A 16,810-nucleotide genomic window follows, 5' to 3' on the forward strand; every position below is an offset into this window, starting at 1 on the left:
GGCCGAAGTATTGCACCCTGTCTATATAGATGCAAGCAAATACAACGTCAGACCCACTGGACGAACTGCACGATGATCCCGTTGGGGTCCTCGAACTGGCAGTAGCGCTCGCCCCACGGTTCCGTCTCGGGCGGGGTGACGACGGTGGCGCCGCCCGCGCGAACGGCCTCGTAGGCGGCGTCGACGTCCTCGACGACGAAGGCCAGCAGCAGGCCGTCGCCCGCGCTGCCGGCCCGGTGGGCCGGCCTGAACGTCGGCAGGCCGGTGCGCAGAAAGACGACGTTCGGCCCATCGCCAGGGGGTTGCAGCGAGACGAAGCCGTCGTCCTGCATGGCCACGGTGTGTCCGACGTGCTGGGTCAGGAAGTCGGCGGAGGCCTGCGGGTCGGGGACGTTGAGCGAGATGGCGGTGGCGGTGACGTTCATCGGATCCTTTTCTCGTATCGTGTACGTGAACGAGTATCCGTATCTTGTACCGAAAAGCAAGTGAGGTGGGGACATGGACACCGTCGACCTGCTGTGGCGCCGCGAGCGACCCCTGCCGCTGCGGCGCGGCCGCCCGCCCCGGTTCACCGCCGACCAGGTCGTCGCCGCGGCGATCGCCGTCGCCGACCGGCTGGGGCTGCCGTTCACGCTGCGCGACGTGGCGGGTGCGCTCGAGGCGCCGGTGATGACGTTGTACTCGTACGTGAGCAGCCGGGAACAACTGCTCGAACTCATGGCCGACCAGTGCCGCGCCGACATGGAGGTCACCGAACCGGCCGGCGACTGGAGAGCCCGGCTGACCGCCGTCGTCGCCGACAACCTGCGGCTGTTCGACCGGCACCCGTGGCTCGCCGAGATCGAGTCCGAGCGGGCCGTTCTGGGGCCCGGCACCCTCGCCAAATACGAGCGCGAACTCGGTGCCGTGGACGCGCTGCCGCTCGGCGATGCCGACAAGGACGCGGCGCTGACGCTGGTGCTCGACTTCGCGCGCTCCTGTGCCCGCGCGCTGGCCCACGCCCGTCGGGAACGTGAGGACGAGGCGCCGCGGCAGTGGTGGGAGCGCGAGGGCGCCAAGCTGGCCGCACTGGGGATCGACGAACGCTACCCGCTGGCCTCGCGCATCGGCACCGCCGCCGGGGAGGCCAGCGGCGCCGCCCACGACGCCGACGCCGCACTGGCTTTCGGGCTGGACGTGCTGCTCAACGGGTTGGCCGCGATACCGCCCGCAACAGCCGGAGCTGACCGATCTCGGCGACGTTCTTCGTGAGCTCGACGTGCAGCCACAGCGCGGTGTCGGCGACCGTGCGACCGCTGTCCGGCCCCCACGGAAACGCCGACGGGCGGTCGAGGTCCGCGGCGGTGAGCTGGTCGAGGATCGCGCGCCAGCGTTCGGCCAGCTCGCGGATGCGGGCCACCACCGCCGCGCCACCGGGCCAGGTCACCTCGGTGCGGTCGGGTACGGGTTCGCCGTCGAGGTGTGCCAGCGTCACCGACCACCACCAGGTGACATGCCACGTCAGCCAGCCGATAGTGGGCACCGGGATGGGATCGGGCTCCGCGTCCGACCAGTCGGGCAGCCACCGGCCGGACCCGTCCGGCCGCACTGTCCACACGGTGTCGGCGGGCTCCCACAGGAAGTCGCCGTCGTCGAGCGCGGACAGATGCAGGTCGGCCAGCGCCCACGCCAGCTCGAACTGGCCGGCCAGCCCGTTCACCGCTGCCTCTGCACGAGCAGCGTCTGTGCCGACGTCCCGATGAAGCCCCGGCGGTCGAAGATCTCGCCCGTCGTGACACCGATCCCGTCGGGCCCGATCGAACCGCGGGTGCGCAGGCCGAAATCCGACCCCTCGGGAAGGCGGTGCAGGTGCACGACGGTGTCGGTGTTCATGAACACGAACTGCTGCGGGTCGAGCGCCGCGCCGATGCCGTTGGCGGAGTCGACCACCATCGCCAGGCGCTGCAGTGCCGTCGTCGGCTCGTCGTCGACGAGCGGCACCAGCGGCGTCAGCCAGGCCACCGCCGCGGTGCCGTCATCGGGTTGGCGGCGCCAGCTGACCGTCTCGAGGTAACCGGGCGCGCCGTCCCACGCGTGCGCGACGGCGGCGGCATCGCCCTCCACCAACGGTGGATACCGGTCGGTGGCGGCGTCACGGGTGTCACTGGGGGCGAGCAACCATGCGGTCACCCGGGCGACGGCCCGGCGGCTGCCGTCCGGGCGGGCGGCGAGCATCTCGGCGGCCATCAGCGCGATCCGGTTACCGGGACGGATCACCTCCGAACGCAGCCACACCGGCGCCACCGGGACCGCGCCGAGGATGTCGAGCGTGAGCCGCCCGACGCGTAACCCACTGTCGGCGGCGAGATCCTCGACGGCCCTGGTGAGCAGCGCCAGCGGCGGCGACCCGTGCTGGATGGCCGGATCCCAGTTGCTGCGGGTGTCGGCGGTCGACTCGTATGCGGTCAGGCCTGCGCTGTCCGACGGGTCGTGCGGCAACCGGTGGTAGAGGTGTCCGATCATGCCGCCGGAATCTCCGGCCAGCCCGGATAGGGCGGCGGTGTGCCGCCGAACTCCGGGCAGAGTGCGCGGTGCGAGCACCAGTCGCACAGCCGCGACGGCTTCGGCCGGAAGTCCCCGGTCGCACCCGCCGCCCGGATGGCCCGCCAGATCGCGGTCAGCGTGCGCTCGAAGCGGGTCAGCTCCTCGAGATCGGGGGAGTAGTCGAGGATCTGGCCGTCGGCGAGGTAGAGGAGCCGCAGCCGGGTCGGCAGCACCCCACGCGAGCGCAGCAGCGCCACGGCGTAAAACTTCATCTGGAACAGCGCTTTCGCCTCGGCCAGTGCGCGGGCCTCCGGCGGCGCCTTACCCGTCTTGTAGTCGACCACCCGCAGCTCACCGCTCGGCGCGACGTCGATGCGGTCGACGAAGCCGCGCAGCAGGGTGCCATCCTCGAGTTCGACCTCCACGTGCTGTTCGCAGCACTGCGGATCGAACCTCGTCGGATCCTCCAGGCGGTAGTAGCCCGACAACAGCGCGCGGGCCTCGCCGAGCAGCGCCTCGCGGACCGCGGGTTCGATCTCGCCGGCCACCTCCGGCCGTTCGGCGACCACCCGGTCCCAGGCGGGCGCCACCAGCGTCAGCGCCGTCTCGGGTCCGCGGTCGGCCGCGGGCAGCGCGTAGAGCTGTTCGAGGGCGGCGTGCACCACCGACCCTCGCAGCTGCGCGGTGGACTGCGGTTCGGGCAGCCGGTCGATCGCGCGGAACCGGTACAGCAGCGGGCACTGTTTGAAATCGCTGGCCCGCGACGGCGACAGCGCGGGACGCCGGACCGGCGCGGGCTGTTCGCTCATGCCTGAAGCCTAGGACGGGTCACCGACAGATCTGCGCAACCCCGCGGACCCGCTGCGGCGTGCCTGCTGGCAGGCTGGGCAGCTATGCCCAGAACCGGTCCGTTCGCCGTCGGAGACCGCGTCCAACTCACCGACGCCAAGGGGCGGCACTACACGATGCTGCTCGCCCCGGGCGGTGAGTTCCACACCCATCGCGGAATGATCTCCCTCGACAGCGTCATCGGCCTGCCCGAGGGCAGCGTCGTGAAATCCACCAGCGGCGACCAGTTCCTGGTGCTGCGCCCACTGCTGGTCGACTACGTGATGTCGATGCCGCGTGGCGCCCAGGTCATCTATCCGAAGGACGCCGCGCAGATCGTCCACGAGGGCGACATCTTCCCGGGCGCCCGCGTGCTGGAGGCGGGCGCCGGCTCCGGTGCGCTCACCTGCTCGCTGCTGCGCGCGGTCGGCCCGCAGGGCCGGGTGACGTCCTACGAGGTGCGCGACGACCACGCCGTGCACGCCGAACGCAACGTCGAGACGTTCTTCGGCGAACGGCCGGACAACTGGGACCTCGTCATCGCCGACCTCAACGACTACACCGGCGGCGAGGTGGACCGCGTCGTCCTCGACATGCTCGCGCCGTGGGAGGTGCTCGACACCGTCTCGCGCCACCTCGTACCCGGCGGCGTGCTGATGATCTACGTCGCCACCGTCACCCAGCTGTCCCGTGCGGTGGAGGCGCTGCGCGCACAGACCTGCTGGACCGAGCCGCGAGCCTGGGAGAGCATGCAGCGCGGCTGGTACGTCGTCGGTCTGGCGGTGCGCCCGCAGCACACCATGCGCGGCCACACCGCGTTCCTGATCAGTGCTCGCCGGCTGGCGCCCGGCGCCGTCGCGCCGATCCCGTTGCGGCGCAAGCGCCAACTCGCCGCACCCGCCGAGACGACGGACTAGCCCGTCGCCGCTCACTCGTCGTCGCTGCGCCGCAGCACCCGTCGCACTGAGAGCAGCTCCATCTCCGGGCGCGCGGCGACCAGTCGTTCCGCGGCGTCCAGCACGTCCACCACGTGAGCGCGGTCGGCGGCCACGACGGCCAGTCCGATGCCGGCCCGCCGGTGCAGGTCCTGGGCCCCGGTCTCGGCCGCCGACACCGTGAACCGGCGTTGCAGTTCGGCGATCAGCGGGCGGATGGCCGAGCGCTTCTGTTTGAGCGAGCGCACGTCACCGAGGAGAAGGTCGAATTCCAGCCAGCCGATCCACATCTCAGCGCGGTGGGTTCTGGGCCGCGTCGACCTCCAGCAGCATGTCGGCGCTGTCACGGGTCAGCAGCCAGCCACCGTCGGGGGTGTGCGCGAACTCCATCGGAAACGTGAAATCCCCGCCGGTGCGGCCCGGCGGTGTCCGGGCGATCACGGTGGCCACCACGTCATCACCGTCGGCGTCGCCGGTCGCCGTCCACGCCAGGTCGGCCGCGTCGAAGGTCATCGGGTGGTAGCCGTTGTCGGCCAGCGCCCTGCCGAACCGGTCGAGTGCGGCGGCGTCGCCGGGGCCGGCGTCCTCGATCAGCCCGGCGCGCTGCGCGCCGGGCACATTCGGATCGGCCAGCCGGTACAGCACATCGGTCAGCGCGCTCGGCGGGGGCAGCGGCGCCGGCGGGGGCGCGACCGCGGGTGCGGCCGGCGCGGAGGTGGCGGCGGTGGGTGCCGGTGCGGGCGGCTTGTCGCTACCGCACCCGCAGAGGCCGAACGCCGCCACCAGGATGGTGACGGCGCTTCGGACTACTGCGGTCATGGTGCGTCGGGGCACCGGCGGGTGGCTCAGCCGACCGCCGAGAGCAGGTTCAGGGCCGAACCCCGCGAGATCTGCCAACCGCTCGGGCTCGGGCCCGCGGTGAACACGATGTTCTGGGTGGCGGTGCCGCCGGTGGCCGCGGTGGCGGTGACGTCGGCCGTGGCCACGCCGCCGTTCTGGTCGACGTTGGCGATCGTGAAGCTCAGCGGGAACTTGCCCTGCGCGGCGGCGTTCTGGTACGCCCGGTCGGCGGCGACCGCTTCGATCCTCCCGATGCCGCCCTGGATGAACGGCGCCTTGCCCCGGAACGACCCTGGACCGGCGAGCGCCTGGAGCGTCTGGGTCAGCGGGCCGGCCAGATCCGGAGCGGGGACCTGCGGCATCGGAACGCCGAACACGACCGGCGCCACGGCGGGTGAAGCTGCCGTGGTCGCTGCAATGGAGGTCACACCTGCCGCTCCACCTGCTACTACAGCTGCTGCTGCAACGCCGGTTACGAGGGTCTTCAGGGTCACGGGTGTCCTTTCGATCTGTCTAGCTCGGGTTCGAGGTTAACAGTGACGCGGGTGTGTCGATGTCCCTACGCCGCACACAAAGTCTGAATCGCCGGTAGCGTTGAAGTTGTTACTGCACCACTATTCGGTGTGGGAAAGGGGCGCAACATGAGTGAGTCACAGCGTCACGAAGCCAGAGAAGACGGTTTCACGACACCCCATGAGTCCGGTCTGTCCCGTGAGGACGCCGCGGAGCTGGAGGAGTTGCGCCGCGAGGCGGCGGCGCTCCGAGAGCAGCTCGAGAACGCGGTAGGCCCGCAGAGCGGTCTGCGCAGCGCCCGCGACGTCCACCAACTCGAAGCGCGCATCGATTCGCTCGCCGCGCGCAACGCGAAGTTGATGGACACCCTCAAGGAGGCGCGGCAGCAGTTGCTCGCGCTGCGCGAAGAGGTCGACCGGCTGGGGCAGCCCCCGAGCGGCTACGGCGTACTGCTGGCCGCCCACGAGGACGACACGGTCGACGTGTTCACCTCCGGGCGCAAGATGCGGCTGACGTGCTCACCCAACATCGACGTCAAGGCGCTCAAGCAGGGCCAGACCGTGCGCCTCAACGAGGCGCTGACCGTGGTCGAGGCCGGCACGTTCGAAGCCGTCGGCGAGATCAGCACGCTGCGCGAGATCCTGTCCGACGGGCACCGCGCGCTGGTCGTCGGCCACGCCGACGAGGAGCGCATCGTCTGGCTGGCCGAACCGCTGGTGTCGGTCGAGCACCTGCCCGACGCCGAGGTGGCCGGCCCCGAACTCGACGACGACCGGCCGCGCCGGCTGCGTCCGGGCGACTCGCTGCTCGTCGACACCAAGGCCGGATACGCGTTCGAGCGCATTCCGAAGGCCGAGGTCGAGGACCTGGTGCTCGAAGAGGTGCCGGACGTCAGCTACAGCGACATCGGCGGTCTGGGCCGTCAGATCGAGCAGATCCGGGACGCGGTCGAGCTGCCGTTCCTGCACAAGGAGCTCTACCGCGAGTACTCGCTGCGGCCGCCCAAGGGTGTGCTGCTCTACGGTCCGCCCGGTTGCGGCAAGACGCTCATCGCCAAGGCGGTCGCCAACTCGCTGGCCAAGAAGATGGCCGAGGTGCGCGGTGACGACGCCCGCGAGGCGAAGAGCTACTTCCTCAACATCAAGGGCCCGGAGCTGCTGAACAAGTTCGTCGGCGAGACCGAACGGCACATCCGGCTGATCTTCCAGCGGGCGCGCGAGAAGGCGTCCGAGGGCACCCCGGTGATCGTGTTCTTCGACGAGATGGACTCGATCTTCCGAACCCGCGGCACGGGCGTGAGCTCGGACGTGGAGACGACGGTCGTGCCGCAGCTGCTCTCGGAGATCGACGGTGTCGAGGGCCTGGAGAACGTCATCGTGATCGGCGCATCCAACCGTGAGGACATGATCGACCCGGCCATCCTGCGGCCCGGCCGCCTGGACGTGAAGATCAAGATCGAGCGCCCGGATGCCGAAGCGGCACAGGACATCTTCAGCAAGTACCTCACCGAGGAACTGCCGGTGCACGCCGACGACCTCGCCGAGTTCAACGGCGACCGGGCGGCCTGCATCAAGGGGATGATCGAGAAGGTCGTCGAGCGGATGTACGCCGAGATCGACGACAACCGCTTCCTCGAGGTGACCTACGCCAACGGCGACAAAGAGGTCATGTACTTCAAGGACTTCAACTCCGGCGCGATGATCCAGAACGTCGTCGACCGGGCCAAGAAGTACGCGATCAAGTCGGTGCTCGAGACCGGACAGAAGGGTCTGCGGATCCAGCACCTGCTCGACTCGATCGTCGACGAGTTCGCCGAGAACGAGGACCTGCCCAACACCACCAACCCGGATGACTGGGCGCGGATCTCGGGCAAGAAGGGCGAGCGGATCGTCTACATCCGCACGCTGGTCACCGGCAAGAGCAGCAGCGCGAACCGGGCGATCGACACCGAGTCGAACCTGGGCCAGTACCTGTAGGTCACGGCTTCGGCGGCCCGTCACCGACTTTCGGTGGCGGGCCGCTTGCCGTCCGCCGGGCGCCCGGCGCCCCCGCCACTCACCCGGGCCGCCGCCGCGTCACCTACTCTGAGGTCATGCAGCGGATCATCGGAACCGAGGTCGAATACGGTATCTCCTCACCGTCCGATCCGACCGCCAACCCGATCCTGACGTCCACCCAGGCCGTGCTGGCCTACGCGGCGGCGGCCGGTATCCAGCGGGCCAAGCGCACCCGGTGGGACTACGAGGTGGAATCGCCGTTGCGCGACGCCCGCGGATTCGACCTGAGCCGCGCCTCGGGTCCGCCGCCGGTGGTCGACGCCGACGAGGTCGGCGCGGCCAACATGATCCTCACCAACGGCGCGCGGCTCTACGTCGACCACGCCCACCCCGAGTACTCCGCACCCGAGTGCACCGACCCGCTCGACGCGGTGATCTGGGACAAGGCGGGGGAGCGCGTGATGGAGGCCGCGGCGCGCCACGTCGCGAGCGTGCCCGGCGCGGCGAAGCTGCAGCTGTACAAGAACAACGTCGACGGCAAGGGCGCCTCGTACGGGTCGCACGAGAACTATCTGATGAGCCGGCAGACCCCGTTCTCCGCGGTGATCGCCGGGCTCACCCCGTTCCTGGTGTCGCGCCAGGTCGTCACCGGCTCGGGCCGCGTCGGCATCGGCCCCTCGGGTGACGAACCCGGTTTCCAGCTGTCCCAGCGCGCCGACTACATCGAGGTCGAGGTCGGGCTGGAGACCACGCTCAAACGCGGCATCATCAACACCCGCGACGAACCGCACGCCGACGCCGACAAGTACCGGCGCCTGCACGTCATCATCGGCGACGCCAACCTGGCCGAGACGTCCACCTACCTCAAGCTGGGCGCCACCTCACTGGTCCTCGACCTCATCGAGGAGGGTCCGGCGCACGGGTTCGACCTGTCGGATCTGGCGCTGGCCCGGCCGGTGCACGCGGTGCACGTCATCAGCCGGGACCCGTCACTGCGCGCGACGGTCGCGCTCGCCGACGGCCGGGAACTCACCGCACTGGCGCTGCAGCGCATCTACCTCGACCGGGTGGCCAAGCTGGTCGATTCGCGCGACCCCGATCCGCGGGCCTCGCACGTCGTGGAGACCTGGGCCAATGTGCTGGACCTGCTCGAGCGCGACCCGATGGAGTGCGCCGAGATCCTCGACTGGCCGGCCAAGCTGCGGCTGCTCGAGGGGTTCCGCAACCGGGAGAATCTCGCCTGGTCGGCACCGCGGCTGCACCTGGTCGACCTGCAGTACTCCGACGTCCGGCTGGACAAGGGGCTGTACAACCGGCTGGTCGCCCGCGGATCGATGCAGCGGCTGGTCACCGAACAGCAGGTGCTCGACGCCGTCGACAGCCCACCGACCGACACCCGCGCCTACTTCCGGGGCGAGTGCCTGCGCCGGTTCGGCGCCGACATCGCCGCGGCCAGTTGGGACTCGGTGATCTTCGACCTCGGCGGTGACTCGCTGGTGCGGATCCCGACGCTCGAACCCCTGCGCGGCAGCAAGGCGCACGTCGGGGCGCTGCTGGACTCGGTGGACAGCGCCGTTGCGCTCGTCGAGCAGCTCACCGCCACCTAGCCGCAACCGAGGCCCGGCTATCCCCGGCAATCCGGGCGTCGACCGGTAGTGTGGAGGAACCGGTGGGTGGCTGTGAGCCCGCCGATGACAAGTGCAGGAGGCGGCGATGGCGCAGGAGCAGACCAAGCGTGGCGGTGGCGGCGGCGAGGACGACGACCTCTCCGGCGGCACGGGCGCCGGGCAGGAGCGTCGCGAGAAGCTCGCCGAGGAGACCGACGACCTGCTCGACGAGATTGACGACGTGCTCGAGGAGAACGCCGAGGACTTCGTGCGCGCTTACGTCCAAAAGGGCGGACAGTGACCTGGCCGCACTTTCAGCAGCTGGCCTTTCCTGATCTCACCCGCGATCCGTCCCGCCCTACGACCCGAGGGGTCCCTTCGGTTTCCATGGATTTGTCGTCCTTCTCCGACATGCTGCGCCGGCAGGCGCCCCACCTGTTGCCGTTCGGCGGCGACGCGCCCATGACGCCCACCGACGCGGTGCCGCACGGCACCACGATCGTGGCGCTGAAGTTCCCCGGCGGGGTGGTGATGGCCGGTGACCGGCGCGCGACCCAGGGCAACATGATCGCCAGCCGCGACGTGCAGAAGGTGTACATCACCGACGATTACACGGCCACCGGGATCGCGGGCACCGCCGCGATCGCGGTGGAGTTCGCCCGCCTGTACGCCGTCGAGCTCGAGCACTACGAGAAGCTCGAAGGCGTCCCGCTGACGTTCGCCGGCAAGGTCAACCGCCTGGCCACCATGGTGCGCGGCAATCTCGGTGCGGCACTGCAGGGTTTCGTCGCGCTGCCGCTGCTGGCGGGATTCGATCTGGACGACCCCGATCCCCAGGCCGCGGGCCGCATCGTGTCGTTCGACGCCGCGGGTGGACACAACCTGGAAGAAGAGGGTTTCCAGTCGGTGGGCTCCGGCTCGATCTTCGCCAAGTCCTCGATGAAGAAGCTCTACCACCAGGTCGCCGACGCGGATTCGGCGCTGCGCGTGGCCATCGAGGCGCTCTACGACGCCGCCGACGACGACTCCGCCACCGGCGGACCGGATCTGGTGCGCGGCATCTTCCCGACCGCCGTGCTCATCACCGCCGACGGCGCCGAGGAGGTCAGCCAGGAGCGGATCGCCGGGCTGGCCCGCGAAGTCATCCAGAACCGTTCCCGCGCCGACACTTTCGGCCCTGACGCGCATGCGCCGCGAGGTACAGATTCGTGAGCTTCCCGTATTTCATCTCGCCCGAGCAGGCGATGCGCGAGCGTTCGGAGCTCGCACGCAAAGGCATCAGCCGTGGCCGCAGCGTCGTGGCGCTGGCGTATGCCGACGGGGTGCTGTTCGTCGCGGAGAACCCGTCGCGCTCACTGCAGAAGGTCAGCGAACTCTACGACCGGGTCGGCTTCGCGGCTGTCGGTCGGTTCAACGAGTTCAACAACCTGCGCAGCGGCGGCATCCGGTTCGCCGACACCCAGGGCTACGCCTATTCGCGCCGGGACGTGACCGGCCGTCAGCTGGCCAACGTGTACGCGCAGACCCTCGGCACGATTTTCACCGAACAGGCCAAGCCCTACGAGGTGGAGTTGTGCGTGGCCGAGGTCGCCCACTTCGGCGAGTCGAAACCCCCGGAGCTGTACCGCATCACCTATGACGGGTCGATCGCCGACGAACCGCACTTCGTCGTGATGGGCGGGACCACCGAGCCGATCATCGCCAAACTCAACGACTCCTACACCGAGAACGCCGAATTGGCCGACGCGATGCGCATCGCGGTCGCGGCGCTCGAATCCGGCGGCAACGGCGCCGAACCGCGCACGCTGGGACCGTCGACGTTGGAGGTGGCGATCCTCGACGCGAACCGGCCCCGCCGGGCGTTCCGCCGGATCACCGGGACCGCGCTGGAAGCGCTTCTGCCGCAGCGGGATTCGGAGTCAGCCGCGGAGTCGACGGAGACACCCGCCGACTAGCGGGCGTCTCAGCGCTGCCAGGCGGAGTAGAGGATCGCGGTGAGCGCCGCGATCCGCGCGGACCGCACCACGCCCACCAGTGGGCGCAACGCATCGCTGGCGATCTGCACCTCCGACGAACTCTGCAGACCGATCGGCATGAGCCCGGAGCTCACCGTGATGATCGCGTCGACGTGGGCGGCGTTCTCGAGGACCCGCGCCGCCCGGCTGGGCGCATGGTCGGGCAGCCGATGGCCGCGCCCGGATTCCAGCACCTGTTCGACCAGGCCGCGCGGATCGTCGACGTCGGCGCCGGCCATCCCGGCGCGCAGCGCACCGAGGGCTTCGGCCGCCGCGCGCACCGCCGACCGCAGCTCGTATTCGGCCTCACCGAGGTCGATGTGCGGCGACGGCGGCGTCGTGGGGGCCGAGTAGACCGTCCACGACAGTGCCGACACCTCGGGGTCGAACTCGGGATCGTCGCTGCCGTCGTCGAACTCGAAATCGGGCACCAGGCCCACCGCGGTGGACGGGATGTGCGGATCGGTGACGATGAGGGCTTCGCCGACGGCGATCGCGTCGCGCTGGAACTGGGTGCCCGCGGGCAACCCGCGCACGTCGCCGGGCACCGGAAGCGCGACCGACACCGACGGACCCGACGGTGCCGGACCGGCCGCGGTGCGCAGCGTCTGCAGCAGCGACACCGCACCGGTGCCGTTGAGGTCGGGCCACGGCAGGCCGGTCCGGCCGGCGGCCGCCGAATCGTAAGCGGTCACGGAATGCTTTGGCGCCCAAGCAGAGAGCGAATCGAGCACGTCATCGGGCGCGGCGGTTCCCGCGAGCCAGGAATTGGCCCACACCGCCAGCGTTGCACTGGGACACCACATGATGCCCGCAGTGTAGTTGTTCACCGCTGCGCAAGCCCGATACACGTTAGGCTGGCCACATGCCCGTTTGGCTGATCTGGCTGATCCTCGCGATTGTGCTGGCCGGGGCAGAGGCGCTGACCGGCGACATGTTCCTGCTGATGCTGTCCGGCGGAGCGCTGGCCGCCACCGGGACCTCGTGGCTGCTGGACTGGCCGATCTGGGCCGACGGGGTGGTGTTCCTGCTGGTGTCGGTGCTGCTGTTGGCGGTGGTCCGGCCCGTACTGCGCAAACGGTTCTACTCCGGCCCCGGACTGCCCGAACCGGCGAAGGCGCTGGAGGGCAAGACCGCGCTGGTACTCGACCGTGTCGCGCAGCACGCAGGCCAGGTCAAGCTCGAGGGCGAGGTCTGGACGGCGCGCCCGCTGGACGACCACGATGTGTACGAACCGGGCGACCAGGTGACCGTCATGCGGATCGACGGCGCCACCGCGGTCGTCTGGAAGAACCCCTGAGCCGAAGGGAAGTCCGCCATGGATGGAGCCGTCGCCGGCCTGGTCCTGCTTGTGGTCCTGGTCGTGTTCGCCGTGATCGTCGTGGCCAAATCGGTCGCGCTGATCCCGCAGGCCGAGGCCGCCGTGATCGAACGACTCGGCCGCTACAGCCGCACCGTCAGCGGGCAGCTGACCCTGCTGATCCCGTTCATCGACAAGATCCGCGCCCGGGTCGACCTGCGCGAGCGGGTGGTGTCGTTCCCGCCGCAGCCGGTGATCACCGAGGACAACCTCACCGTCGCGATCGACACCGTCGTCTACTTCCAGGTGACGAACCCGCAGGCCGCGGTCTACCAGATCAGCAACTACATCGTCGGCGTCGAACAGCTCACCACCACCACACTGCGCAACCTGGTGGGCGGGATGACGCTGGAGCAGACGCTGACCTCACGCGATCAGATCAACACCGCACTGCGCGGCGTGCTGGACGAGGCCACCAACCGGTGGGGCCTGCGGGTGGCGCGCGTCGAACTGCGCGCGATCGACCCGCCGCCGTCCATCCAGGACTCGATGGAAAAGCAGATGCGCGCCGACCGCGAGAAGCGCGCGATGATCCTGACCGCCGAGGGCAGCCGGGAGGCGGCGATCAAACAGGCCGAGGGCCAGAAGCAGGCGCAGATCCTCTCGGCCGAGGGCGCCAAGCAGGCCGCGATCCTCGCCGCGGAGGCCGAACGGCAGTCCCGCATGCTGCGGGCACAGGGTGAACGTGCCGCCGCCTACCTGCAGGCCCAAGGACAGGCGAAGGCGATCGAGAAGACCTTCGCGGCGATCAAGGCGGCCCGTCCCACCCCCGAACTGCTGGCCTACCAGTACCTGCAGACGCTGCCGCAGATGGCCCAGGGCGAGGCCAACAAGGTCTGGGTCGTACCCAGCGATTTCGCCGGTGCGCTGGGCGGGTTCACCAAGCTGCTGGGTGCGCCCGGTGAGGACGGCGTCATCCGCTACACCCCCTCGCCCGACGAGGGACGGCCGCCGGCCGAGGACGACTCCGAGGAAGTGGCCGACTGGTTCTCCACCGAGACCGACCCGGAGATCAGGCGGGCGGTCGCCGCGGCCGAGGCGGAGGCCCGGACCCCGGTCCAGGGTCCCGGCCTGCTGTCGACCCCCGAGCCGCCCGGTGAGCTGAGCGCACCCCGGCACGGAAACCCGGACCTGTGAGCGCTCTGACCTCACCGCGGACCTACGCCGTGCTCGCCGCGATGCAGGCCGCCGACGCGGTGGCGTGCGTCAAACCGATCGCACCGATCAAGAAGGCGTTCGACGACGTCGGGCTCGCCGAGGAACTGCGGCCGCTCATCCCGGTCGTCAAGGCCGCCAGCGCCGTCGGGCTGCTGGGGGTGTTCCGGTGGCCCGCCCTGGCGCGACTGACGACCTTCATGCTGACGGTCTACTTCGTGCTCGCGGCCGGTTCCCACGTCAGGGCCAGGGACTGGAGCCCCGGGCTGGTCGCGTCGTCGTCGCTGCTCGCGCTGTTCGGCGCGATGACGGTGAAGGGTCCCGCGGTCAGGACGCGGTGACCGGCGCCGTCGCGCGCCGGTGCACCCGGTTCTCGTAGACCAGCACGATCACGCCGACGCTCGCCGTGGCAGCCGAGATCAGCACGAGCAGCGGGTTGACCTGGCCGGTGAGCGCGTCGCCCAGGATCACCACCGCCGCGGTGCCCGGCGCCAGCCCGATGACCGTGGCCAGCGTGTACGGGAGCAGCCGAACCGCCGACGCGCCCGCGGCGTAGTTCAGGACGGCGAACGGCACGGCCGGGATCAACCGCAGCGCGATGACCGAGGGCCAGCCGCGGCGGCGCAACCGCACGTCGATGCGGTCCACGGCGGGATGGCTGACCAGACTGCTCAGCTGCCAGCCGAGCGCGCGGATCAACAGCACCGACAGCAGTGCGCTGATCGTGCTGGCCGCCACCGCGATCGCGATGCCCAGCAGCGGGCCGAACAGCAGGCCGGCGGCGAGGGTGAACGCGGTGCGGGGGAACGGGAACGTCGTCACCACGATGTGGGTGGCCAGGAACACCAGCGGGAACCAGGCGCCGACCGAGGTGGCCCAGTCCCGCAGTTCCAGCGCATTCGGGATCGGCACCCACCACGCGAGTGCGACGAGAATCACAATCGCGGCGGCGATCGCGACCAGTCGCCGGCGGGGGACCTGCAGTGCCGCGGCGGCCACCGTGGCGCGCGCGATCCGCAGGGTCCTGACGACGGGTTTCACGTCTGCCAAGACTACGGGGCGCAGCCGTTGCTGGCCGCCCGGCACGTGGGCTGCCCGGCGGGTCACGCCGTGATCGCCATCATTTAGCCTGATGGACGGATACGTCAGTCACACGCTGCGACAACAGGAGATGCCGGTGTCTGTGCAGGGGGCCAGTGCTGTCGAGTCCGGTCTGGAGCAGTGGCGCTCCGCAGTGGCCGGGGTGCTGGCGAAAAGCACCCGCTCCGGCGCCGGGGGAGACCCCGCCGAGTTGCCCGCCGAACCCGACCGGCTGCTCGATTCGCCGACCTACGAGGGTTTCGCGATCCGTCCCCTCTACACCAGCCTCGACGCGTTGCCCGAACCTCCGCTGCCGGGGCAGTGGCCGTACGTGCGCGGCGGCGACGCCCTGCGCGACGTCAAATCCGGCTGGAAGGTCGCCGAGGCCTACCCGGCCGCGGGCAGCACCGCCGAGGAGGCCAACGGGGCGGTGCTGCTGGGCCTCACCGAAGGGGTCAGCGCGCTGGTGCTGCGCATCGGCGCCGACGGCGCGGCCGCGGCCGACATCGAACGGCTGCTGGACTCGGTGTTCCTGGACCTGGTTCCGGTCCAACTCGACGCAGGGACCGATTTCGCGGCCGCAGCCGACGCGGTGCTCGCGCTGCTGAACGGCCTGGACGACGAACAGCGCCAACGGCTTTCGGTGGACCTGGGCGCCGACCCGCTCACCGCCCCGTTCAGCGACCGGTCGGCACCGGATCTCGCCGAGGTCGTGTCGACCGCGGCGAAGGTCACCGGCTACGGCGGCCACGTGCGCGCGGTCACCGTCGACGGGCCCGCGCTGCACAACCGCGGGGCGAGCGCCTCCTGGGAACTGGCGGGCGCCGTCGCCGCCGGAGTGTCTTACCTCCGGCTGCTCGAACAGGGCGGGCTGCCGATCGCCGATGCGGTCCGCCAGATCAGCTTCCGGCTCGCCGCGGACGACGACCAGTTCATGACCATCGCCAAGCTGCGCGCCGCCCGGCAGCTGTGGGCGCGGGTGTGTGAGGTCGTCGGCGCCGCGGACGCCGGCGCGGCCACCATTCACGCGGTGACCTCGCTGCCGATGATGGCCCGGCGCGACCCGTGGGTGAACATGCTGCGCACCACGCTCGCGGCGTTCTCGGCCGGTGTCGGCGGGGCGGACACCGTGCTGGTGCACCCGTTCGACGTGGCGATCCCCGACGGATTCCCCGGCACCTCACGCGGTTTCGCCCGCCGGATCGCTCGCAACACCCAGTTGCTGCTGCTCGAGGAGTCGCACATCGGCCGCGTGCTCGACCCGGCCGGCGGCTCCTGGTTCGTCGAGGACCTGACCGCCCAGCTGGCCGAACAGGCGTGGAAACACTTCCAGGACATCGAATCCCGCGGCGGGTTCGTCGCGGCCCACGACTACCTCGCCGAGCAGATCGCCGAGGTCGCCGCCCGGCGCGCCGACGACATCGCGCACCGCCGCACAGCGCTCACCGGTGTCAACGAGTACCCGAACCTCGACGAGCCGGCGCTGCCGCCCGGTGAGGCGTTCACCGCGGTCGCCCGCTACGCCGCCGGTTTCGAGGCGCTGCGCGACCGCTCCGATGCCTTCCTCGAACAGACCGGGGCCCGTCCGCAGGTGCTGCTGCTGCCGCTGGGACCGCTGGCCGAACACAACATCCGCGCGACGTTCGCGGCCAACCTGCTGGCCTCCGGCGGGATCGAGGCCGTCAACCCGGGCACCGTGGCGGCCGGCGAGGTGGCGCAGGCGGTGACCGCCGCGGGCAGCCCGTCGGTGGCCGTGATCTGCGGTACCGACGCCCGCTACGCCACCGACGCCGCGGCCGTGGTGGCGGCCGCCCGCGAGTCGGGGGTCACCCGGGTGTACCTCGCCGGCCCGGAGAAGGCCGTCGCGGACGCGGATCCGAAACCCGACGACTACCTGACCGCGAAGATCGACGCGGTCGAGGCCCTGGCGAACCTCCTCACCCGATTGGGGGCCTGA

20 protein-coding genes are annotated in these 16,810 nt (G+C 70.5%); 11 read left to right on the forward strand and 9 right to left on the reverse strand.

What is annotated here, in order from left to right:
• Positions 1-47: 47 nt before the first annotated feature.
• The gene (locus tag G6N30_RS05635; RefSeq protein ID WP_134060388.1) at positions 48-425 is read right to left on the reverse strand and encodes a VOC family protein; all 378 of its coding nucleotides are present in this window, start codon (positions 423-425) and stop codon (positions 48-50) included.
• A 73-nt stretch (positions 426-498) separates the two neighbouring features.
• Between G6N30_RS05635 and G6N30_RS05640 the strand changes: the two genes are divergently transcribed.
• Positions 499-1,251: a TetR/AcrR family transcriptional regulator C-terminal domain-containing protein gene (locus G6N30_RS05640; protein WP_134060389.1), complete on the forward strand. Its 753-nt coding sequence runs from the start codon at positions 499-501 to the stop codon at positions 1,249-1,251.
• On the opposite strand, the gene G6N30_RS05645 is transcribed toward G6N30_RS05640, so the two are convergent.
• The 3 genes from G6N30_RS05645 to G6N30_RS05655 are packed head-to-tail and all read right to left on the reverse strand — an operon-like array spanning position 1,184 to position 3,332.
• A complete protein-coding gene (locus G6N30_RS05645; RefSeq protein ID WP_134060390.1) occupies positions 1,184-1,699 on the reverse strand; it encodes a DinB family protein in 516 nt (171 codons plus the stop codon). The two genes, G6N30_RS05640 and G6N30_RS05645, sit on opposite strands and share 68 nt — an antisense overlap.
• The gene (locus tag G6N30_RS05650) at positions 1,696-2,502 is read right to left on the reverse strand and encodes a thioesterase family protein (RefSeq protein ID WP_134060391.1); all 807 of its coding nucleotides are present in this window, start codon (positions 2,500-2,502) and stop codon (positions 1,696-1,698) included. The genes G6N30_RS05645 and G6N30_RS05650 overlap by 4 nt, the downstream gene beginning before the upstream one ends.
• Positions 2,499-3,332 carry a RecB family exonuclease gene (locus G6N30_RS05655; protein ID WP_134060392.1) on the reverse strand — a complete coding sequence of 278 codons (834 nt, stop codon included), beginning with the start codon at positions 3,330-3,332 and terminating at the stop codon, positions 2,499-2,501. Before G6N30_RS05655 ends, G6N30_RS05650 begins: the two co-directional genes overlap by 4 nt.
• 84 nt (positions 3,333-3,416) lie before the next feature.
• Between G6N30_RS05655 and G6N30_RS05660 the strand changes: the two genes are divergently transcribed.
• Positions 3,417-4,268, forward strand: coding sequence for a tRNA (adenine-N1)-methyltransferase (locus tag G6N30_RS05660; RefSeq protein ID WP_134060393.1), 852 nt, complete (start codon positions 3,417-3,419; stop codon positions 4,266-4,268).
• Positions 4,269-4,279: 11 nt separating this feature from the next.
• Here the strand turns inward: G6N30_RS05660 and G6N30_RS05665 are convergent, their stop codons facing one another.
• Genes G6N30_RS05665 through G6N30_RS05675 form a run of 3 tightly spaced genes read right to left on the reverse strand, consistent with a single transcriptional unit; the run spans position 4,280 to position 5,620 of the window.
• Positions 4,280-4,576: a DUF503 domain-containing protein gene (locus G6N30_RS05665; RefSeq protein WP_134060394.1), complete on the reverse strand. Its 297-nt coding sequence runs from the start codon at positions 4,574-4,576 to the stop codon at positions 4,280-4,282.
• 1 nt (position 4,577) lies between these two features.
• Positions 4,578-5,105: a lipoprotein LppK gene (locus G6N30_RS05670; protein ID WP_134060395.1), complete on the reverse strand. Its 528-nt coding sequence runs from the start codon at positions 5,103-5,105 to the stop codon at positions 4,578-4,580.
• A 26-nt stretch (positions 5,106-5,131) separates the two neighbouring features.
• A complete protein-coding gene (locus G6N30_RS05675; RefSeq protein ID WP_179965551.1) occupies positions 5,132-5,620 on the reverse strand; it encodes an MTB12 family secreted protein in 489 nt (162 codons plus the stop codon).
• A gap of 147 nt (positions 5,621-5,767) precedes the next feature.
• Between G6N30_RS05675 and arc the strand changes: the two genes are divergently transcribed.
• The 5 genes from arc to prcA all read left to right on the forward strand — a co-directional run bounded on the left by arc (position 5,768) and on the right by prcA (position 11,198).
• On the forward strand, positions 5,768-7,615 hold the full coding sequence (gene arc, locus G6N30_RS05680; protein WP_134060397.1) for a proteasome ATPase: 1,848 nt from the start codon (positions 5,768-5,770) through the stop codon (positions 7,613-7,615).
• Positions 7,616-7,731: 116 nt separating this feature from the next.
• Complete coding sequence (gene dop, locus G6N30_RS05685; protein WP_134060398.1) at positions 7,732-9,243, forward strand: pup deamidase/depupylase; 1,512 nt, start codon at positions 7,732-7,734, stop codon at positions 9,241-9,243.
• 106 nt (positions 9,244-9,349) lie between these two features.
• Complete coding sequence (locus tag G6N30_RS05690; protein ID WP_134060399.1) at positions 9,350-9,544, forward strand: ubiquitin-like protein Pup; 195 nt, start codon at positions 9,350-9,352, stop codon at positions 9,542-9,544.
• Positions 9,541-10,455, forward strand: coding sequence for a proteasome subunit beta (prcB, locus tag G6N30_RS05695; protein WP_163687415.1), 915 nt, complete (start codon positions 9,541-9,543; stop codon positions 10,453-10,455). Before G6N30_RS05690 ends, prcB begins: the two co-directional genes overlap by 4 nt.
• On the forward strand, positions 10,452-11,198 hold the full coding sequence (gene prcA / locus G6N30_RS05700; RefSeq protein WP_134060401.1) for a proteasome subunit alpha: 747 nt from the start codon (positions 10,452-10,454) through the stop codon (positions 11,196-11,198). Before prcB ends, prcA begins: the two co-directional genes overlap by 4 nt.
• Positions 11,199-11,206: 8 nt before the next feature.
• Here the strand turns inward: prcA and G6N30_RS05705 are convergent, their stop codons facing one another.
• Complete coding sequence (locus tag G6N30_RS05705; RefSeq protein WP_134060402.1) at positions 11,207-12,064, reverse strand: Rv1486c family protein; 858 nt, start codon at positions 12,062-12,064, stop codon at positions 11,207-11,209.
• A gap of 59 nt (positions 12,065-12,123) precedes the next feature.
• Here G6N30_RS05705 and G6N30_RS05710 point away from each other — a divergent pair, with 59 nt between their 5' ends.
• The 3 genes from G6N30_RS05710 to G6N30_RS05720 are packed head-to-tail and all read left to right on the forward strand — an operon-like array spanning position 12,124 to position 14,114.
• Positions 12,124-12,558, forward strand: coding sequence for an NfeD family protein (locus G6N30_RS05710; RefSeq protein ID WP_134060403.1), 435 nt, complete (start codon positions 12,124-12,126; stop codon positions 12,556-12,558).
• 18 nt (positions 12,559-12,576) lie between these two features.
• Positions 12,577-13,755 carry an SPFH domain-containing protein gene (locus tag G6N30_RS05715; RefSeq protein ID WP_134060404.1) on the forward strand — a complete coding sequence of 393 codons (1,179 nt, stop codon included), beginning with the start codon at positions 12,577-12,579 and terminating at the stop codon, positions 13,753-13,755.
• The gene (locus G6N30_RS05720; RefSeq protein WP_134060405.1) at positions 13,752-14,114 is read left to right on the forward strand and encodes a DoxX family protein; all 363 of its coding nucleotides are present in this window, start codon (positions 13,752-13,754) and stop codon (positions 14,112-14,114) included. Before G6N30_RS05715 ends, G6N30_RS05720 begins: the two co-directional genes overlap by 4 nt.
• Here G6N30_RS05720 and G6N30_RS05725 read toward each other — a convergent pair.
• Positions 14,101-14,814, reverse strand: a complete 714-nt coding sequence (locus G6N30_RS05725) for a TVP38/TMEM64 family protein (protein ID WP_163687418.1) — start codon at positions 14,812-14,814, stop codon at positions 14,101-14,103. The two genes, G6N30_RS05720 and G6N30_RS05725, sit on opposite strands and share 14 nt — an antisense overlap.
• A 130-nt stretch (positions 14,815-14,944) precedes the next feature.
• On the opposite strand from G6N30_RS05725, the gene mutA reads away from it, so the two are divergent.
• Positions 14,945-16,810: a methylmalonyl-CoA mutase small subunit gene (gene mutA, locus G6N30_RS05730; protein ID WP_179965602.1), complete on the forward strand. Its 1,866-nt coding sequence runs from the start codon at positions 14,945-14,947 to the stop codon at positions 16,808-16,810.

The sequence above is a fragment of the Mycolicibacterium litorale genome (assembly GCF_010731695.1).
Taxonomy (GTDB): domain Bacteria; phylum Actinomycetota; class Actinomycetes; order Mycobacteriales; family Mycobacteriaceae; genus Mycobacterium; species Mycobacterium litorale.